Below are 19,639 nucleotides of genomic sequence, written 5' to 3' on the forward strand. Positions count from 1 at the left end.
TGGCATTGGTGGTCTGAGCAGCGATCGAGGGGTGCTGTACTGGTGCTGTTACAAATGAATGCGCTCAGCTCCCGTCCGACGACATCGCGCCGAGCAGCCTGCGTATATCGCCGAACCTGGCGATCGAGCCGAACACCAGTGCCGCCACCGCCACGAAGAACACCGACACCGAAGCCATGGTCGGCGTGTAGCCATAGCGCAGCGCGTTGAAGATCTTGATGGGCAGCGTCTCGGTGGTGAAGCCGATCGTCATGTAGGCGACGATGTATTCGTTGAGCGACAAGACGAAGGCGAAGGCGTAGCCCGAGACGAGGTAGGGCAGGATCAGCGGCAGCACCACGGTCTTCAGCAACGTGCGGTCGTCCGCGCCCATGGTGGCGGCGGCCTCTACCAGCGAGCGGTCGATCGAGGCAAAGCCCAGCGACAGCGTCACCAGCGGCAGCGTCACGAAGAAGATAGCGTGGCTGATGATGGCGGTGAAGAACTGGCCGAACAGCCCGACCGTCGCCCAGAAGGAGAGGAAGCCAAGCGCGGTGATGACCGGCGGCAGGATGAAGGGGGCAAGCCCCAGCACCTGAAAGATGTTTGCCCAGGGCGCGATGCGCCGCCACAGGAACCAGGCCAGCGGCAGCGCCACCGCCACGGCAATCGCCGCCGAGCAGACGGCCAGCGTCACCGAATGGATCAGCGCCAGGCGCCATTCCGGATCGGTGAAGATCTGGGCGTACCAGGCGAGCGAGAAGCCGACCGGCGGGAAGCTGAGCTCCTGCCGCGAATTCACCGACACGCCGGCGACGACGATCAGCGGCGCCGCCAGAAACAAAGCGACGATGGTGAAATAGACACGGCGCAGCAAGGTCGCGGTCATAGGGCGTTCTCCCTTCGTCCGACGAGCAGCGTCAGTCCGACCAGCGCCAGCGAGATCAGCACCAGGAACACCGCCATTGCGGCCGCGAACGGCATGTTGGACTGGTAGATCGCCTGGTCGGTGATCAGCACCGACAGCGTCCAGTGCTGCGGCCGTCCCAGAATCTGCGGCAAAAGATACGAGCCGAGGGCGAACACGAAGACCATGATCAGTGTCGCCACAATGGTGTTGCGCAATGCCGGCGCGACGACGTTGAAGAAGGCGCGGATCGGCGAGGCGCCGAGCGTGCGCGCTGCCTCGAGCAATGTCGGGTCGAGGCGCACGAGGGCGGGGTACAGCACCAGGATCGTATAGGGCAGCGCCTGGTAGACCATGCCGGTCAGCACCGCGCCAAAGGTCGGCAGCAGCGCCACCGGCTTGTCCATCAGCCCGATCGCCACGAACAAATTGGTGATGCCGGCGGTGCGCGAAAACAGCGTCGACCAGGCAAAGCCGATAATGACTTCCGACAGCGACAGCACCGACAGGAGGCCGACCAGCCACAGCGTCTGCACGCGGCGCGGCCGGCGGGTCAAAAGGTAGGTGAAGGGAAAGGCGATGGCCACGCAGCAGACGGCGACCAGCACCGCCAGCAGCAGCGAAAAGCCGAGCACGCCGCCGAAGAACACCGACAGGAAGCGGGCGTAATTGTCGAACACGAAGTCCGGCGTGTAGAAACCGGACGGGTTGCGTTTGAAGAAGCTGACCGCGATCATCGTCGAGAACGGCACGACGAAGAAGACGACCAGCATCAGCGCCGGAAAGAACAGCGGCGTGTAGTCGGCTATCGACTTCGGGGCTTCGCGTCTCATGCGCCGAGCACCACGCAGCTTGCCGGCGGCAATGTTACGCCGACCTTGGCGCCGACCGGCACGTCATGCCGCTCGCGCGGCGTCGTCACCGCAATGATGCTGGTGCCGCCGACGTCGACGAAGGTCTCGATGGTGCCGCCGAGATCGCGCACGAAACTCACCTCGCCGGTGATGGCCGAGCCGCCGGGGCTGCCGAGATGCACATCCTCGGGGCGGACCGATACAGAAGCTTTGGTCTGACCCGCCGGCATGGCAAGACCTGGAATGGCTGTGCCCAGAATGGTGGTGCGCCCGGTGCTGTCGATCTCGGCCGGCAGCAGATTGGTGATGCCGATGAAGTCCGCGACGAAGGCGTCGGCCGGCTTGCGGTAGATCTCGATTGGCGGCGCCGCCTGCAGGATCCTGCCGTGGCCCATGACGACGACCAGGTCGGCCATGGTCATGGCTTCGCGCTGGTCGTGGGTGACGACGATGGTGGTGATGCCCAACCGCTGCTGCAACTGGCGCAGTTCTACCTGCATGGCCTCGCGCAGTTTGGCGTCGAGCGCCGACAGCGGCTCGTCGAGCAGGAACAGTTTCGGCGACAGCGCCAAGGCCCGCGCAATTGCCACGCGCTGGCGCTGACCGCCCGATAGTTTGGCCACCGGACGGTCGGCAAAGCCGGTCAGATGGATGAGGCCCAGCAACTCGTCGACGCGTTTCTTCTGCTCCTCCTTCGAGGCGCCGCGAATGCGCAGCGCATAGGCGATGTTGTCGCCGACGGAGAGATGCGGAAACAGCGCCAGCGACTGGAACACCATGCCGAGATTGCGCTTGTGCGTCGGCAAAGGCGTGATGTCCTCGCCGTCGAGCACGATGGCGCCGCTGGTCGGCTCCTCCAGTCCGGCAATCATGCGCAGCAGCGTGGTCTTGCCGCAGCCCGACGGGCCGAGCAGACACACGAACGTGCCATGCGGCACGTTGAGCTGGACATTGTCGACGGCGGCGAAGTTGCCGAATTTTTTGGTGACGGCGTTGATGTCTAGTCCGGACATGCTCATCCCTTGGAGGGTTTGCTAAGGGGCCGCCGGACTATGCCGGCGGCCGCTGTGGTTCAGACGGATCGAACGGCTCAGCCGACGATCAGCTCGGTCCACTTCTGGTTGATCCAGTCGGCCTTCGACGTATAGAGGTCGTAGCGCGGGATGATCGGATCGATATCCGACGACACGGCTGCGAACTCTTCCGGCTTGAGGTCGAGCACCTCTTTCTTCAGCGTCGGCGTGGTTCCGACCTTGCGCGACATCAGGCCCTGCATCGACGGCTGGCTCATATAGTCGATGAAGGCATGCGCCTCGTCGACCTTGGTCGAGGCGCGCGACAGCACCCAATTGCCGGAATCCTGGATGCCGCCTTCCTTCGGGAAGGTCGAGCGGACATGGAAGCCGTCGGCGACCGCGAGGCCGGTGACGTCGTGATAATACTGGCCCATCGGGATCTCGCCCGACTTCAGCGCCTGCTCGAACTGCGCCTCGTCGCGATACCACAGCCGGACATTCGGCTTGAGCTCGGCGAGCTTTTCGAATGCCTTGTTCAGTCCGTCCTCGGTGTCGAGCGCATTGGTGCCGCCCATGAAGGTCTTTGCCGTCACTTCGAGCAGGAACGAGTTCGAGGCAAGTGCCAGAAGGCCAAGCTTGTCCTCATTGGCCTTGTCCCACAGCGTCTCCCATGAGGTCGGCGCATCTTTGTAGACATCGGTGTTGGAGACCAGCGTGATCCACCAGGCGACGGCGCCGATGCCGGCGACCCGGCCATCCGGATATTTGTTGACGAAGCGCGGCAAGAGGTCGTTGTAGTGCTTGAACTTCGACGTATCGAGCGGCGTCCATAATTCGGTCGACTGGCCCTTCAGCGTCGAGGTCTGCGACATCATCGAAAGGTCGGCCGGCGCCTGGCCTGCCTTGGACGCCTGTTCGAGCTGCACCAGCCAGGCTTCGCCGGTCGGCTCGGCGACCGATTCCACTGCAATGCCGGTGGCCTTGGTAAAATCTGGGAAGACGTGCTCGTCAAAGGATTTCTTGAAATAGCCGCCATAGACGCCGACCTTCAGCGACTTGTCCTGCGCGCGCAGGATCGACGGCATGGCGAGCACGCCGGCTGTAGCGAGGCCCGCACCAAGCACGCCGCGCCGTGTCAGGGATTTTCCGATCAGTCTGTTCATCTGGTTTCTCCTCAGTTGATGCCGTTCCCGGCAGGTTCCCTTCACGCACTGTCGCCCCCTGGCGTCAGTGGGCCGCCGCTCGTTGTTCGAGCGTACGGGCGTATTGCGTCAGTGGAAAGCACATGACGAAGAAGATCAGCGCCACCAGCCCGTAGACCTTGAACGGTTCGAAGGTGGCGTTGTTGATGGCGTTGGAGGTTCTGACCAGCTCCTCGAAGCCGATGATCGAGGTCAGCGCCGTCGATTTGATCAACTGCACCAGGAAGCCGACGATCGGCGCCCTTGTGATCGAGAACGCCTGCGGCAGGATGATCAGCCTGAGCTCCTGCAGGCGGTGCAGGCCGAGGCTGGCGCCGGCATCCCACTGTCCCAGCGGCAGCGCATCGACGCCGCTGCGCCAGATCTCGGCCAGATAGGCGCTGGCGAAGAAGGTCAGGCCGAGCACCGCTGCCGTCCATGGCTCGATGCGCAGGCCGAGCATCGGCAGGCCGAAGAACATCAGGAACAGCTGCATCAACAGCGGCGTTCCCTGGAACAGGGCGATGTAGCCGGAAGCGACCCGCTGGCTCCATTTATTCTCTGCGATCCTGAAGAACAGCACGATCAGCCCGACCAGCGCCCCGCCGACGAAGGCGGCCAGCGACAACAGCACCGTCCAGCGGGCGGCGAGCAGCAGATTGCGAACGATGTCCCAGAGGGTGAATTCGATCATGTGACACCTGCCCCCAATACGCGGCGCCCGCCTGTGACCAGCAGCCGGCGCAAGGCCATGGACAGGACGAGGTAGACCAGGGTCACGACGAAATAGGTTTCGAAGGAGCGGAAGGTGCGGGCTTGCAGCATGTCGGCCTCATAGGTCAGCTCGCGCACGGCGATCTGCGACACCACGGCCGATTCCAGCATCATGATGACGATCTGGCTGGTCAGCGCCGGATAGATCACCTTGAGCGCCTGCGGCAGCACGATCTTGACAAACACCTGGCGTGGCCGAAGCCCGAGTGCCAAGGCGGCTTCCGTCTGTCCGCCGGGCACGGCATCGAGACCGGCGCCGACGATTTCAATGGTGTAGGCCGCCATGTTGAGCGTCATTGCCAACATGGCTGCCAGGATCGGATCGAGCCTTATGCCGAGGCTGGGCAGTCCGAAGAAGATGAAGAACAGCTGCACCAGGAACGGCGTGTTGCGCATCACCTCGACATACACCGCGATGGCGCGCTTCACGAATACCGGGCCGTTGCGCCGGCCGGCAGCGCCCATGATGCTGAGCAGCGTGCCCACGAGCGTGGTCACGACGATCAACAGGATCGTCGTGGCCGCGCCGCGCGCGATGTCGCCCACAGCGCCTGGGAGCCAGGCAAAGGCCACGAGAACTCAATCCTTGAGGTTGTCGGGATTGAGCGGCGTCTTCAGCCAGGCCTTCGAGCTCTCATCGAGCTTGCCGTCGGCCAGCATCTTGGCAACCGCATCATTGACCGCCGTCTTCAGCCGGTCCTCTTTCTTGTTGAGGCCGATATGCGAAGGCGAGGTCAGAAGCTGGAACTTCTGCTCCGGCTTCAGCGCGTCCTGCTTGGCCAGCACCTGGGCGCCGACATCATTGCCGACCACCATCAGCTGGGTCTGGCCCGAGATGAAGGCCTGGATGACGGAATTGTAGTTGTCGAAGCGCTTGATGTCGGCCGATGCCGGCGCCGCTTCGGTCAGCGACGTATCCTCCAGCGTGCCGCGATTGACGGCGATCGACTTGTCGGCGAGATCTTCCTTGCCTTTGATCGAAAGCGCTGCCGGACCGATGACGGCGATGTAATAGGGCGCATAGGCGGCGGCGAAATCGATGACCTCCTCGCGCTCCTTGGAATAGCCGACGCTCATCAGGATATCGACGCGCTTGTCGGTGAGATACGGGATGCGGTTCTGGCCGGTGACGCTGACCAGATTGAGCTTCACCTTGAGTGAATCGGCGATCGCCTGCGCGACGTCGACGTCGTAACCCTTGATGCTCATATCGGCGCTGGCCGAGGAGAAGGGCGGAAAGTCGGAGAAGATGCCGACATTGATGGCGCCGGCCTTGGTGATGTCGTCGACGGCGTCGGCATTGGCCTGGGCGGCGAAGCCGAGGCCGGCGAGCATCAGCGCGGCGGCGATGGTTGATTTCATTTGGATTGTCATTGGTATTCGCCTTCTGGAAGCTTGTTTGTTTTGGAAACGGCCGCCGGCTCCAGCGCGGCGGCCGCCTTTGCATGTGAAATCCGTCAGGCCCCCTTGCCGGTGATCGCCGGGCTGAACACCATCAGGCTCAGGATCTCGAAAAGGACCTGGGCGCCGACATGGGCGGTGTTGGTGGTCGCGTCATATTGCGGCGCCACCTCGACGACGTCGCCGCCGACGATGTTGAGGCCTTTCAAGCCGCGCAGCAGTTCGAGCACTTCGCGCGTCGTCAGGCCGCCGATTTCCGGCGTGCCGGTGCCTGGCGCGAAGGCCGGATCGACACTGTCGACGTCGAAGGAAATGTAGGTCGGGCCGTCGCCGACTATTCTGCGCGCCTTCTCGATGATGGCCGGGATGCCGAGACCCGTCACCTCTTCGGCATGCACGACCGTCATGCCGGATTCATAGGTGAACTCCCACAGATACTCCGCCGAGCCGCGGATGCCGATCTGGATGGTGCGGGTGGGGTCGAGCACGCCGTCCAGCACCGCGTTGCGGAACGGTCCGCCATGATGGAACTTGGTCATGTCGAACAGCCCGCTTGTGTCGCAATGGGCGTCGATATGGATCATGCCGACCGGCGCCTTCTTGCCGACCGCCTTCAGGATCGGATGGCTGATCGAGTGGTCGCCGCCGACCGAAAGCGGCAGCACGCCGGCATCGACGATCTGGTTGGTGCGGCGCTCGATGTCTTCGTGGCTGACCTCCAGCCGGTAGCGGCTGCGGAACGGCGTATCGCCGATGTCGGCGACGCGCAGCTCATGCGTCGGCGCGCATTCCAGCACATGATTGTAAGGGCCGATGCGCTCGATGGCGCGCAGCGCCCTTGGCCCGAAGCGCGAGCCGGGCCGGTTGGTGACGCCGAGATCCATCGGCACGCCGATGATCGCCACCTGCAAATCGCCGAAATCCGGATTGTCGGCAGCGATTTCACGGTAGGGCGCGGCGAGGAAGGTCGGGATGCCGGCATAGGGCGCGAGTCGGGTGCCGCTCTTGGAGAAGATCTTGTCGGCGACCTTGCGGAACTTCGGGTCGAACATCTCGCCGCCATGGCTCTCGCCATATTTGCGGCGCAGCGCGTCGAGCTTGCCTCTGTCATAACCCATGTCGGTCTCCTCCTGCCGGGCTGGTGCATGCGGCAGCGTCTGCAAACACCATCATCCGGCCGGGTCGCTGTCCCGCTGGCTGCCTGTAGATTTCACGTCATTAATGCTGTTGACCTGCCAAAGTGTCCGGCAGCCGCATTGAAAAATCAATTGATATTGTTACGGTGCTGATTGTGAGAAAATCTCACAGAGTATCCGGTTGCGCATGGCCAAGCGTCTGCCCCCCTTGAATCCCTTGCGCGCCTTCGAGGCGACGGCGCGGCATGCCTCGCTGACCAAGGCGGCGAGTGAGCTCAACGTCACCCACGGCGCGATCAGCCACCAGATCAAGGCGCTCGAGCAATCACTCGGAGTAAAACTGTTCGAACGCACCGGACAGCGGGTAAAGCTCACCCCGCACGGCGCCGAATTGCTGCCGGCGGTCTCGACCGCCTTCGACGGCATCGCCGCCGCCACCCAGCGCATGACCAGGCCAGCCAGCGCCGGTACACTGTCGGTGTCCTGCGTGCCGGCGCTGCTGCTTCTATGGATGACGCCGCGGCTCGGCAGCTTCATGGCGCAATACCCCGACATCAGGCTGACGCTGATCCCGTCCAACGACCCCAAGGACATCCGCGCCCCACAGGTCGATGTCTGCGTGCTCTATGGCGACGGCAGCTGGACCGATTGCTGGATGCGCAAATGGTCGGGCCTCGAACTGTTCCCGGTGGTCAGTCCGACGCTGATCAACAACCGGCCGCTCCGCATCTGCCGGGATCTTGCTGGCCATGTCATCCTGCATGGCGATGATGGCCGCGAATGGCACACCTGGCTGGCCGCCGCCGATGGGCTCGACCTCGAACGTGGCCGCCGCCACCATCTCGGCGACGCCCGTACGGCGATCGAAGCCGCGGTGCACGGACATGGCGTGGCGCTCGGCGATTCCGTCACCGCCAGCATGCTGCTCGCCAGGGGCCTGCTGGTGGCGCCGTTCAGCCTGTCGGTGCCGGCAGTCGACGATTTCTACGTCGTCTGCCGCAACGAGATGCGTTCGGCGCCGATCGTGCAATTGTTCGTCGACTGGCTGTTTGCCGAAAAGGAACAGGCCGACAGCCGGGCCGACGCGCCGGTGGCCGGCCGCATCGGCAGCCGCCGGAAGCGTCCGGCGCTGCGGGTGGTGGGCGCCAAGAGTTGAGGCTGGACCGGAGCGACTGCTTTTTGTCGGGCCAGCCCGGAAAGCGGGAAGCGCTTTCAAAAATTCAATGCTACTAAGCTCTTGCCAGGCAATTCCAGGAAACGAGTGCGGCGGTTTTCCGTCCGGAATTGCGTAAGACAGACGTGAGCAGCGAAGGCGACGGCAGGACATGGCAAGAACCGATATAGCGCGGCGCGTTTACAACCACACCTGGAAGCTGGACCCGATCGTCCGCAGCCTGCTCGACACCGATTTCTACAAGCTTCTGATGCTGCAGATGATCTGGGGCATGTACCCCAAGGTCGACGCCACCTTTTCGCTGATCAACCGCACTACCTCGGTGCGGCTTGCCGACGACATCGACGAAGGCGAATTGCGCGACCAGCTCGACCATGCTCGCACGCTGCGCTTCTCCAAGAAGGAGATGATCTGGCTTGGCGGTAACAATTTCTATGGCCGCAAGCAGATCTTCGAGCCGGAATTCCTCGGCTGGCTGGAAGGTTTTCGGCTGCCCGACTACGAGCTGTCCAAGCGCGACGGTCAGTACGAGCTCTCCTTCAGCGGTCCCTGGATGTACACCACCCTGTGGGAAATCCCGGCGCTGGCGATCATCAATGAGCTTCGTTCCCGCGCCGCCATGCGCGCCTTCGGTCCCTTCGCGCTTGACGTGCTCTATGCACGCGCCAAGGGGAAGATGTGGGCCAAGACCGAACGCTTGAAGGCGCTGCCCGGCATCCGCATCTCCGATTTCGGCACCCGCCGCCGCCATTCCTTCCTGTGGCAGCGCTGGTGCGTCGAGGCGCTCAAGGAAGGCATCGGCGAAGCCTTCACCGGCACCTCGAACGTGCTGCTGGCGATGGACAACGACCTCGAAGCGCTCGGCACCAACGCGCATGAATTGCCGATGGTTTTTGCCGCCCTTGCCAAGTCGGAAAAGGAATTGAAGGAATCGCCCTACAAGGTGCTGCAGGACTGGCAGCGCTATTACGGCGGCAACCTGCTGATCGTGCTGCCCGACGCTTTCGGCACCGCATCCTTCCTGCGCGACGCCCCGGACTGGGTCGCCGACTGGACCGGCTTCCGCCCCGACAGCGCGCCGCCGATCGAAGGCGGCGAAAAAATCATCGACTGGTGGCGCGAGAAGGGCAAGGACCCCAGGCAGAAGCTGCTGATCTTCTCCGACGGTCTCGAGGTCGAAACCATCGAGGAGACCTACAGGCACTTCAAGGGCAAGGTGCGCATGTCCTTCGGCTGGGGCACCAACCTCACCAACGATTTCGAAGGCTGCGCGCCGACCGAAACCAACAGCCTCGATGCGATATCGCTGGTCTGCAAGGTGACGGAGGCCAATGGCCGGCCGGCGGTGAAGCTGTCGGACAATCCGGCGAAAGCGACGGGCGACAAGAAGGAGATCGAGCGCTATCTCCGGATTTTTGGGGCGAAGGATCGCGTGGAGCAGCTGGTCAAGGTTTGAGGGTCGGCGGGTGCCTTGCTGGACGAAATGGAAATCGCGATAGCGTGAGTTCCCGCCCACCCCCCTCTGTCCTGCCGGACATCTCCCCCGCAAGGGGGGAGATTACCCCGTCATCTCCGCCTTCGCTAATCTCCGACGTTGCAAAGGAAGCGCCGGCAGGGCAACTGCCAATCTCCCCCCTTGAGGGGGAGATGTCCGGCAGGACAGAGGGGGGCGTCGTAGAGCGCGGCTGTCACCGGCCAACCCTTATCACCACCACCCTCACACTCCTCCCCACCCCCGCCCTCGCGCACGCCTCCGACCGCGGTCACGTCCTCCTCCTGCCGACCGGCTACTACATCGCCGGCGGCGCGCTCGCCGTCGCGGTAAGCTTCCTCGTTCTCGCCCTGCTGCCACCCGCAACCCTCCACCGCTTCTGGCGCCGCCGCCTGCCGCTCTTCCCATTCGCCGACACCCCTCGCACAATCATCAGCGTCATCTCCTTTGCCGGCTTCGCAACGCTCAACGCCGCCGGCCTGTTCGGCAGCCGCGATCCGCTCTCCAATCCGCTGCCGCTAACCATCTGGACGCTGCTCTGGGTCGGCCTTGCCATCGCGCAAGGCCTGTTCGGCGATCTCTGGTCGTGGCTGAATCCATGGTATGGCCCGCGGCGGATCGAAAGCCGCCTGTTCAAGCTTCGTGGCGGTGAGGGACAGAAATCGCGTTTGCCTTCATGGCTCGGCCGCTGGCCGGCCGTTATCCTGTTCTTCGCCTTCGCCTGGTTCGAACTGATCTATCCGGCGCCCGACGACCCGGCGCGGCTGGCCTATGCCGCCGGCCTCTACTGGTTGCTTACCTTCATCGCCATGCTCGCCTTTGGCTACCGCGATTGGAGCCGGCGCGGCGAATTCCTGACGATCTTTTTCGCCATGGTGGCTCGTTTCGCCATCGTCGAGCGCGATGAACACGGTCGCCTCGCTCTCTGCTGGCCGGGCTCAAAACTGCTCGGCGCAGCGCCCCTGCCGGCAAGCGGTATCGCTTTCCTGCTGCTCAGCCTGTCATCGGTGTCCTTCGACGGCCTGTCGAAAACCTTCTTCTGGCTCGGCCTGTTCGGCATCAACCCGCTGGAATATCCCGGCCGCACCGCGCTCATCGGCATAAGCAGCTTTGGCCTCGTGCTGACCTTCGTCCTGCTCGCGGCGGCATTCCTGGTGGCCGTCATACTCGGCCAGCGCCTTGCCGGCAGCCGACATTCCCACGGCGAGGCCGCCGGGCTGCTGGTCTGGTCGATCGTACCGATCGCGCTCGCCTATCATGTCGCGCACTATCTGACGGCGCTGCTGGTCGACGGCCAGTATGCGATTGCCGCTTTGTCCGACCCGTTCGCGCTGGGATGGAACCTGTTCGGCGCCGCCGAAATGCAGATCGAGGCCGGCCTCGTCGCCGGGGCCCACTCCGCCTGGTGGCTGTGGAACCTGCAGGCCGGCATCATCATCGCCGGGCACATGCTGGCGGTGCTCGTTGCCCATGGACTGGCCTGGCGACTGCACCAGGCGCCATCGCGCGCCGCCCTCAGCCAGTTGCCGCTCACCATGCTGATGATTGCCTACACGATCTTCGGCCTGTGGTTGCTTGCCACGCCGACGGCCGGATGAGACAAGCTGATCCACATGCCTTTGCGGAAAGCCCGCTTGCAAGCTCTGTGCTTTGGTGATTTAGTTTGTACACATGCAATTTCTGCCCCTCCTGCAAGGGAGTGGCCTTGCCTCGTTACAGACAGTCAAAACTCAAAAACAGGGGAACTGCCGTGACTGACAAGAATGGGTTTTTCGATCTCTCCAAATCCACCCTTAGCCGCCGCACCGCGCTGAAAGGTCTCGCCGCCGGCGCCGGGCTGACGCTCGCGCCCGGCTTCGTCCGCTACAGCCAGGCGCAGAGTTCGGCGCCAATCAAGATCGGCTTCCAGTCGCACCGCACCGGCATCGGCGCCGCCTATGGCCGCTGGTATGAAAAGACCAGTGCCGCCGCGGTCAAGGCGATCAACGACGCCGGCGGCATCAATGGCCGACCTGTCGAACTGGTGATCGAGGATGACGGCACCGATCCCGGCCGTGGCGCCGAGGTGGTCGGCAAGTTCGCCACCCAGCACAAGACCGACATCGTCTTCGGCACGCTGTTCTCGCATGTGGTGATCGGCTCGGCGCCGGCCGCCGGCGAAAACAAGATCCCTTATTTCGTCGTCAGCGAAGGCCACCACGTCGCTTCGACCAAGCTCAACCGCTATGTCTTCCAGCCTGGCATCACCGATGTGAAGAGCCAGATCCAGTCGATGGCGCCATGGATCGCGGCCAATGCCGGCAAGAAGGTGACGCAGATCTTCCCCGATTTCGCCTTCGGCTACGACCATCGCGACTACCTGCCGCCGGCGCTGAAGGCGCAAGGCGCCGAGGTCATCGCCCAGATCGCCATCCCGCCGACAGAGTCATCTTTCACGAAATACTTCCCGCAGATCCCGGCCGAGACCGAAGTCATCTACCACGTGATGGTCGGCCCGGCCGTGCTCACCTTCGTCAAGGAACTCGGCGAGTTCTACGGCTCCAACCGGCCGCAACTGTTCGGCTTCATCGATTCGCTCGAAGCCACCGACATCAACAGCCCCGGCCTCGAATTTTTGGACGGCAGCCATTTCTGGGAAGGTTCGCCGCGCTATGCGCAGGCCAATGACTCGGCCGCCCAGAAAGCCTACCGCGCCGCTGTCGGCATCGACGACAATGGGGCTGCCGTCGGCGACCCCAAGGACGTCTCCACCGCCGCCCACATGTTCGGCTGCTGGGAGACGCTCTATGTCGTTAAGAAGGCGATGGAAGATGCCGGCTACAAGGGCCCGGAAGACCGCGCCAAGCTGGTCGAGGCGACCGAGGCTCTGACCGAATTCGCCGAAGGCCCGGAGCATCCGCAAGGCCCCAAGACCTTCAACGGCAAGATCCACCAGTGTTTTGGCATCCAGAACATCTCCAAGGTCGAAGGCGGCAAGATGAAGGTCGTCCACAAGACCAAGATCGAGGACGGGCTTTACGAGGCCGAAGGGGATTATACGACGCAGGCGCTGTGAGGCGCCTTACCCTCCCCCTTGTGGGGAGGGTCGGCACGCAAGCTTCGCACTTTTGCGAAGCTTGCGAGACGGGGTGGGGGTCGCGACGGCCCGTGCCCAACCCCCACCCGACCGCTGCGCGGTCACCCTCCCCACAAGGGGAGGGTAAGGGCGCCCTGAATGCATTTCGGACCCCACCTCCTCCTCGCCGCCCTCGAAGGCCTTGTCACCTCCGCCGTGTTGGCGCTGACGGCGCTTGGGCTGTCGCTGGTGTTCGGCGTCATGCGCGTCGTCAACGTCGCCCATGGCGAGTTCTTCATGCTGGGCGCGGTGCTGGCCTGGGCGATCTCGACGGCGATACCCGGCCATCCCACGCTCGGCTTCCTGGCGGCGCTGGTGATTGCGCCGCTGATCGTCGGCGCCATTGCGCTGGTAGCCGAGCGGCTTGTGCTGCGCCGGCTCAATTACAATCCGGAAGCCACCATCGTCGCCACGATCGGCATGCTTTACATCATCCAGCAGCTGGCGTTGAGCTTCTATGGCCCGGAAGCGCGCCCGGTGGAGCCGCCCTTCAGCTACCGCATCCTTTTGCCCTGGTTCGGCTATTCCGGCTACAAGCTGTCGATCATTGCCGCTTCGGCCCTTCTGCTCATCGCCACCTGGCTGGTGCTGACGCGCACCAAGATCGGCCTCATCATGCGCGCCACCCAATATGACAGCGAGACGGCGCAGGCCTTCGGCATTCCGGTCGACCGCGTCTATGCCGGCGTCTTCGGGCTCGGCGCCATGCTGGCGGCCATCGCCGCCGTGCTGATCGTGCCGATCAGTCAGGCGCATTATCTGATGGGACAGGACCCGCTGCTGTTGTCCTTCATCGTCGTCATCATCGGCGGCCTCGGCTCGCTGCGCGGCACCGTCGTCGCCGCCGTGCTGATCGGCCTGTCCGACGGCATCATCTCGGTGTTCTTTTCGCCGACTTTGGCCAAGATCATCGCCACGCTGCTGGTGGCCATGGTGCTGGTATTCCGGCCGCAGGGCCTGTTCGGGCAGGCGTCGCGATGAGCGAAGCTTCGCCGGCAAAAGCCTATGCATTGCATCTCGGCGTCATCGCGCTACTGTTTGCGCTGAGCTTCGTCCTGCCCGACTACCATCATGGCCTGCTGGCCCGCATCATGGTGCTGGCGGTGTTCGCCATGGGCTACAACATGCTGTTCGGCTATGTCGGCCTGCTCAGCCTCGGCCACGCCATGTTCTTCGCCGCCGGGCTCTATGGCGCTGGTCTCGCGGTCATCCATCTCGGCTGGAGCGTGCCTTTGGCTTTCCTCGCCGGCATCGCCTGCGGCGCGCTGCTGGCACTGGTGATCGGCCTGCTGGCGCTGCGCACCACCGGCGTCGCCTTCATGATCGTCACCATGATGTTCGCGCAGGTGTTTTACCTCGTCATCCTCTATTTCGCCGCCTGGACCGGCGGCGACCAGGGTCTGGTCGTGCCGCAGCCGGCGCGGGTTCTGGCCTTCGGCGCGACATCGCTCGACCTAACCAACCCGACCGTGCGCTACATGAGCGCGCTGGCGCTGTTCTCGGTCGTGCTGCTGATCACCCTCGCCATCGTCCGCTCCCGCTATGGCCGCGTGCTGGTCGCGGTGCGCGAGAACGAGGAGCGCACGAAAATGCTGGGCTACGACACCTTCTCCAACAAGCTGATCGCCGTCGTCGTCTCCGGCACCATCTGCGCCGCCTCGGGTGCGGCCTATGCGCTGCTGTTCGGCTATGTCGGCTCGAGCTTTGCCTCGGTGCAGTATTCCATCCTGCCGGTGCTCTGGGTGCTGCTCGGCGGCGCCGCCACGACGCTGGGCGCGCTGCTCGGCACGGTGTTCATGTACTATGTCATCGACACCGCCAGCGGCTACACCTCCGCCTATCTCCTGATCGTCGGTATTGCGCTCATCCTGCTGGTGCTGTTTTTCCCCAAAGGCATTCTGGGCACCATCCGCCAGCGCTGGCTCGGGTGGCTCCCATGATGCCGTTGCTGACCACCAAAGGCCTGGCGCGCAGTTTCGGCGGCCTGCGCGCCGTCGACGGTGTCGATTTTCAGCTGATGCCGGGCGAGATCCGCGCCGTCATCGGCCCCAATGGCGCCGGCAAAACCACCTTCGTCAGCCTGGTCAGCGGCCGCATTCAGCCATCGTCCGGCATGATCGTCTTCGACGGCGCCGACATCACCAGCCAGCCGGCCTATCTCAGGGTGCGCCGGGGCATCGCCTACACCTTCCAGATCACCAGCGTCTTCGCCAACCTCTCTGCCTACGATAATGTCGCGCTGCCGGTGCAGCGCACGCTGACCGATGCCCGCTCGAAAGGTGCGGTGCGCACCGGCGTCATGGCCGCGCTGGAACGCACCGGACTGGCCGGCCGCGCCCATATGCCGGCCGGCCAGCTTTCCTACGGCCATCAGCGCCTGCTGGAAGTGGCAATGGGCCTGGCGCTGAAGCCGCGGCTTTTGATCCTCGACGAGCCGACGCAAGGGCTGGCCGACAGCGAGATCGACAATTTCATCGACCTGGTGCGCGAGATCGCCAAGAGCGCCACCGTGCTTTTGATCGAGCACAACATGCCTGTCGTCATGCAACTGGCCGACCGCATCACCGTCTTCAACGCCGGCAGGATCCTGGCCGAAGGCACGCCCGAACAGGTCCGCGCCAACACACAGGTGCAGGAAGCCTATTTGGGGACGGCGCCATGAGCGAAGCCCACAAGACTGAGGCCCACGAGACTGAAGCGCTGACCATCTCCAGGCTCGACTGCTTCTATGGCGAGGTTCAGGTGCTTTACGAGCTTGATCTCGTGCTCAACAAGGGCGAGGTGCTGTGCCTGTTCGGTCGCAACGGCGCCGGCAAGACGACGGCGCTGAAAGCAATCATGGGGCTGGTTCCGTCGAGCGCCGGTTCGATCCGGCTCGCCGGCAAGGAGTTGACCGGCCTGCCGGCGCATGAGGTGCCCAAGGCCGGCGTCGCCTATGTACCGCAAGGCAGGCGGCTGTTCGCCGAGATGACGGTGGCGGAAAACATCGAGATCGGTCTGATGGCGCGCGGCAAGGGCAGAGCGACGCGCGAGAGCGTGCTCGACCTCTTCCCGCTGCTGCGCCAGCGGCTGCGGCAGCGCTCCGGCACTTTGTCCGGTGGCGAGCAGCAGATGCTGGCCATGGCCCGCGCGCTTTGTCTGGAGCCGCAGGTGCTGTTGCTAGACGAGCCGACCGAAGGGCTGATGCCGTCGATGATCGCCAAGATCCGCGAGACGGTGGTGAAGCTGCGTGAGCTAGGTGTCTCCACCATTCTGGTCGAACAGCGCGTCGACGCCGTGCTGTCGGTCGCCGACCGCGTCTGCTTCATCGAGAACGGCCGCAACCGCGAGACCGTCGATGTCGAGCAATTGCGCGCCGACCCATCGGCAGTCAGGCGCTATGTCGGCGTCGGCTGATCAGCCGAAAAACAGGAACCCGGCGATCAAAAAGATCGGGATCAGCACCAGCCCTGACCATGCCATGTAGCCGAAGAAGCCCGGCATCTTCACACCGCGGTGTCGGGCGATGGCGTAGACCATGAAGTTGGGTGCATTGCCGATATAGGTGTTGGCCCCCATGAACACCGCGCCGGCCGAGATCGCGGCCAGCGTCGAGGCCGCCTCCGTCATCAGGTGCCGCGCGTCGCCGCCTGCGAGTTCGAAGAACACCAGATAGGTCGGCGCATTGTCGAGGAAGGACGACAGCCCGCCGGTCAGCCAGAAATAGGCGAGATCATTGGGCTGCCCGGTGGGTGACGTCACCAGCGCGACCAGCGGCGCCAGCGCGCCGTCATGGCCGGCGCGAAGGATGGCAATGACCGGCACGATGCAGATGAAGATGCCGGCAAACAGTTTTGCCACCTCCGCGATCGGGCCCCAGGTGAAGCCGTTGGCCTCGCGATGGCTCTTGAGGGAAACGACAAGCGACAGCCCGGCGAGCGCCAGGATGATGGCATCGCGCACCAGGTTCTGCAGTTCGAGGCCGACGCCGAGGATGGAGAAAGTCACGCCCGGCTTCCAGGCAGCTGAAAGCAGGATCGCGGCAATGACGCCGGCCAGCAACGGCAGATTGGCCAGGCCGCGAAGGCGCACCTTCGTATCCGGCGTCGGATCCTTGATCTTCGGCGCGCCGCCTTCACGGCGATGCAGCATGATGTCGATGGCCAGGAAGACAAGCAGCACCAGGCCGCCGGTAAACAGCGTCTCGCGCCAGAGGTTCGCCGACGTCCAGAAGAAGTCGACGCCGCGCAGGAAGCCGACGAACAATGGCGGGTCGCCCAAGGGCGTCAACGAGCCGCCGATGTTAGACACCAGGAAGATGAAGAAGATGACGACATGGGCGTTGAACTGCCGGTTGTCGTTGGCGCGCAGCATCGGCCGGATCAGGATCATCGAGGCGCCGGTGGTGCCGATCACCGAGGCCAGCATCGCCCCGACGAGCAGCAGCCCGGCATTGACCAGCGGCGTGCCATGGATGTTGCCGGCGACAAGGATGCCGCCCGAAATGGTGTAGAGCGCGAACAGCAGGATAATGAACGACATGTATTCGGTGAGCAGCGTGTGCAGCACGGCTTCACCGGCTACCGGAACGCCGAATGCAACCATCAGCGGGATGACCGCCAGCGCTCCCCAGCCGGCGGCGATCTTGCCGTAATGATGCTCCCAGACATGGTGGAACAGCAGCGGTCCGGTGGCGATCGAGAGCAGCAGGCCGGCGAAAGGCAGCGCCCACCACAGCGACATGGCAGCATCGGGCAGGCCGCGGGCCTCGGCCGCGAAGGCCATTTGCGGAGACACAGCGGAAGCGAGTACACCTGCCGCGAAAGCCTTCCCCAACTGTGTGCAGCCCCCTCGCTGCGTCACGATCCAGTCACTCCGAGATCGGGTCTTCGAGCTTCACCCCGGCATCGCGCATCCTCTTCAGCATCGCCTCGACCGAACCGTTTAGATCGATGCCGCGGCACGCGTCGAGCCGCACCGTCGTCTTGAAGCCTTGCTTGACCGCGTCGAGGGCCGAAAAGGCAACGCAGAAGTCGGTCGCCAGGCCAACCAGGGTCACACTGTCGATGCTGCGCTCCTTGAGGTAGCCGGCGAGCCCCGTCGGCGTCTTGTGGTCGTTCTCGAAGAAGGCGGAGTAGCTGTCGATATCAGGGCGAAATCCCTTGCGGATTACCAGCTCGGCCTTGGTCCAGGCGAGCCCCGAGTGAAAATCCGAGCCGAGGCTGCCCTGGATGCAATGGTCCGGCCACAGCGTCTGCGGCCCATAGGGCATCTCGATCGCGCTAAAGGGCTGTGCCCCCGGATGGTTGGAGGCAAAGCTCGAATGTCCGGCCGGGTGCCAGTCCTGCGTCAGCACGACATGCTCGGCATGCCGAATCAGATCGTTGACCAGCGGCACGATTTCGTCGCCGCCGGCAACCGCCAGTGCGCCGCCGGGGCAGAAGTCGTTTTGCAGGTCGATGACAACAAGCGCTTCGTCGGCCATGGCGCCTCTCCTCTTCTAGTCTCGAACGGGGGATCGAGTGAAATACGCCGCTGATGCGACCGGATGCTGAAACTTGACCGGATGGCCGCCTGCGTCAACCTCTGCAAGCGTAAGAAATGCTTGGCGGCCGGGTTCCCTTAAACTCCGGCTTTGACAATTTCCGCCAGCTTGATATCATTTGCATACGAATGAATTTGGCCTGATCAGACATTGGCGGGGTTCGGGAAGACCCCACCTTTTGAAGGTCCCAATGGGAAGGCCTATTTTTTTGGAAGGCAAAGCGTGATCCGTTACGCGAAACCCGCCACGCTCGACGAGGCGCTCGCTCTGCTGGGCGAGGGCGCCTGGCGCGTGCTTGCCGGCGGCACCGATTTCTATCCGGCGCAGGGCGCCAAACCGTTCCGCGACAATGTTCTCGATATTAACGGCCTGGTCTCGCTGCGCGGCATTGCCGAGACCGAAACCCATTGGGTTTTGGGCGCCCGCACCACCTGGACCGACCTTGTCCGCCATCCATTGCCGGCGGCTTTCGATGCGCTGAAGCAGGCCGCGCGCGAAGTGGGCTCCCTGCAGATCCAGAATGTCGCCTCGATCGCCGGCAATCTCTGCAATGCTTCGCCTGCCGCCGATGGCGTTCCGGGACTGCTGGTGCTGGACGCCGAGGTCGAGCTGCGCTCTGCAGCCGCGACGCGTCATCTGCCGCTGCAGGAGTTCATTCTCGGCAACCGCCGCACCGCTTTGCTGCCGGGCGAACTGGTCACCGCCATCCGCATCACGAAGCGGGCCTCTGCCGGCACGTCGGCCTTCGTCAAGCTCGGTGCGCGGCGCTACCTCGTCATCTCCATCGCCATGGTGGCGGCGCGCCTCGTTGCCGAGAGTGGCATAGTCATGGAAGCCGCTGTCGCGGTCGGGTCCTGCTCGGCCGTCGCCAGGCGGCTCGCCGCTGTCGAAGCCGTGCTGGTGGGCAAGCCTGTCGGCCCGGCACTCGCCGATGCTCTCCTGTCCGCGCCGATGGCCGAGCTCTCGCCGATTGCCGACGTGCGCGGCAGCGCCGAATACCGGCTCGACGCAGCGCGCGAGCTTGTCGCTCGCGCCGTGCTGGGGGCCTGCGGGCTGACGAACGACAACAGCATGGTGGCGGCATGA

General features: G+C 64.0%; 19 protein-coding genes. 9 read left to right on the forward strand and 10 right to left on the reverse strand.

Translation table 11 applies throughout. From position 1 onward, the window contains the following. Positions 1-64: 64 nt before the first annotated feature. The 8 genes from ACYG9Z_RS15985 to speB all read right to left on the reverse strand — a co-directional run bounded on the left by ACYG9Z_RS15985 (position 65) and on the right by speB (position 7,230). Positions 65-868: an ABC transporter permease gene (locus ACYG9Z_RS15985; protein WP_023752489.1), complete on the reverse strand. Its 804-nt coding sequence runs from the start codon at positions 866-868 to the stop codon at positions 65-67. Then, positions 865-1,719 carry an ABC transporter permease gene (locus ACYG9Z_RS15990; protein ID WP_023671273.1) on the reverse strand — a complete coding sequence of 285 codons (855 nt, stop codon included), beginning with the start codon at positions 1,717-1,719 and terminating at the stop codon, positions 865-867. Before ACYG9Z_RS15990 ends, ACYG9Z_RS15985 begins: the two co-directional genes overlap by 4 nt. After that, positions 1,716-2,753 carry an ABC transporter ATP-binding protein gene (locus ACYG9Z_RS15995; protein ID WP_023671274.1) on the reverse strand — a complete coding sequence of 346 codons (1,038 nt, stop codon included), beginning with the start codon at positions 2,751-2,753 and terminating at the stop codon, positions 1,716-1,718. The genes ACYG9Z_RS15990 and ACYG9Z_RS15995 overlap by 4 nt, the downstream gene beginning before the upstream one ends. 77 nt (positions 2,754-2,830) lie before the next feature. After that, a complete protein-coding gene (locus ACYG9Z_RS16000; RefSeq protein ID WP_023671275.1) occupies positions 2,831-3,919 on the reverse strand; it encodes an ABC transporter substrate-binding protein in 1,089 nt (362 codons plus the stop codon). A 64-nt stretch (positions 3,920-3,983) separates the two neighbouring features. Beyond that, positions 3,984-4,631, reverse strand: a complete 648-nt coding sequence (locus ACYG9Z_RS16005) for an amino acid ABC transporter permease (RefSeq protein ID WP_023711356.1) — start codon at positions 4,629-4,631, stop codon at positions 3,984-3,986. Then, the gene (locus tag ACYG9Z_RS16010) at positions 4,628-5,284 is read right to left on the reverse strand and encodes an amino acid ABC transporter permease (RefSeq protein WP_023752488.1); all 657 of its coding nucleotides are present in this window, start codon (positions 5,282-5,284) and stop codon (positions 4,628-4,630) included. Before ACYG9Z_RS16010 ends, ACYG9Z_RS16005 begins: the two co-directional genes overlap by 4 nt. Positions 5,285-5,290: 6 nt before the next feature. Then, entirely contained in the window at positions 5,291-6,085 is a 795-nt protein-coding gene (locus tag ACYG9Z_RS16015) for a transporter substrate-binding domain-containing protein (RefSeq protein ID WP_023752487.1), read from the reverse strand. 83 nt (positions 6,086-6,168) lie between these two features. Beyond that, complete coding sequence (gene speB, locus ACYG9Z_RS16020) at positions 6,169-7,230, reverse strand: agmatinase (protein WP_023695895.1); 1,062 nt, start codon at positions 7,228-7,230, stop codon at positions 6,169-6,171. A 205-nt stretch (positions 7,231-7,435) separates the two neighbouring features. On the opposite strand from speB, the gene gcvA reads away from it, so the two are divergent. From gcvA to ACYG9Z_RS16060, 8 genes are all read left to right on the forward strand, one after another. Beyond that, on the forward strand, positions 7,436-8,404 hold the full coding sequence (gene gcvA / locus ACYG9Z_RS16025) for a transcriptional regulator GcvA (RefSeq protein ID WP_023671280.1): 969 nt from the start codon (positions 7,436-7,438) through the stop codon (positions 8,402-8,404). 169 nt (positions 8,405-8,573) lie between these two features. Beyond that, positions 8,574-9,878: a nicotinate phosphoribosyltransferase gene (gene pncB / locus ACYG9Z_RS16030; protein WP_023671281.1), complete on the forward strand. Its 1,305-nt coding sequence runs from the start codon at positions 8,574-8,576 to the stop codon at positions 9,876-9,878. 191 nt (positions 9,879-10,069) lie between these two features. Further along, a complete protein-coding gene (locus tag ACYG9Z_RS16035; RefSeq protein WP_023752486.1) occupies positions 10,070-11,512 on the forward strand; it encodes a hypothetical protein in 1,443 nt (480 codons plus the stop codon). A gap of 152 nt (positions 11,513-11,664) precedes the next feature. Beyond that, positions 11,665-12,969: an ABC transporter substrate-binding protein gene (locus tag ACYG9Z_RS16040; RefSeq protein WP_023671283.1), complete on the forward strand. Its 1,305-nt coding sequence runs from the start codon at positions 11,665-11,667 to the stop codon at positions 12,967-12,969. 159 nt (positions 12,970-13,128) lie between these two features. Beyond that, the gene (locus ACYG9Z_RS16045) at positions 13,129-14,010 is read left to right on the forward strand and encodes a branched-chain amino acid ABC transporter permease (RefSeq protein ID WP_023671284.1); all 882 of its coding nucleotides are present in this window, start codon (positions 13,129-13,131) and stop codon (positions 14,008-14,010) included. Next, positions 14,007-14,969, forward strand: coding sequence for a branched-chain amino acid ABC transporter permease (locus ACYG9Z_RS16050; RefSeq protein ID WP_023752485.1), 963 nt, complete (start codon positions 14,007-14,009; stop codon positions 14,967-14,969). The genes ACYG9Z_RS16045 and ACYG9Z_RS16050 overlap by 4 nt, the downstream gene beginning before the upstream one ends. Next, positions 14,966-15,691: an ABC transporter ATP-binding protein gene (locus ACYG9Z_RS16055; protein ID WP_023752484.1), complete on the forward strand. Its 726-nt coding sequence runs from the start codon at positions 14,966-14,968 to the stop codon at positions 15,689-15,691. Before ACYG9Z_RS16050 ends, ACYG9Z_RS16055 begins: the two co-directional genes overlap by 4 nt. Further along, positions 15,688-16,425, forward strand: a complete 738-nt coding sequence (locus tag ACYG9Z_RS16060; protein ID WP_460222833.1) for an ABC transporter ATP-binding protein — start codon at positions 15,688-15,690, stop codon at positions 16,423-16,425. Before ACYG9Z_RS16055 ends, ACYG9Z_RS16060 begins: the two co-directional genes overlap by 4 nt. On the opposite strand, the gene ACYG9Z_RS16065 is transcribed toward ACYG9Z_RS16060, so the two are convergent. Continuing rightward, a complete protein-coding gene (locus ACYG9Z_RS16065; protein WP_050586861.1) occupies positions 16,426-17,793 on the reverse strand; it encodes a sodium:proton antiporter in 1,368 nt (455 codons plus the stop codon). It abuts the gene before it with no gap. Between the two features lie 85 nt (positions 17,794-17,878). Continuing rightward, entirely contained in the window at positions 17,879-18,493 is a 615-nt protein-coding gene (gene pncA, locus ACYG9Z_RS16070) for a bifunctional nicotinamidase/pyrazinamidase (RefSeq protein WP_023695900.1), read from the reverse strand. Positions 18,494-18,775: 282 nt separating this feature from the next. Here pncA and ACYG9Z_RS16075 point away from each other — a divergent pair, with 282 nt between their 5' ends. Continuing rightward, positions 18,776-19,639 (forward strand): FAD binding domain-containing protein, encoded by an 864-nt coding sequence (locus ACYG9Z_RS16075; protein ID WP_023745842.1) that lies wholly within the window; start codon positions 18,776-18,778, stop codon positions 19,637-19,639.

Source organism: Mesorhizobium sp. RSR380A, from assembly GCF_054719385.1.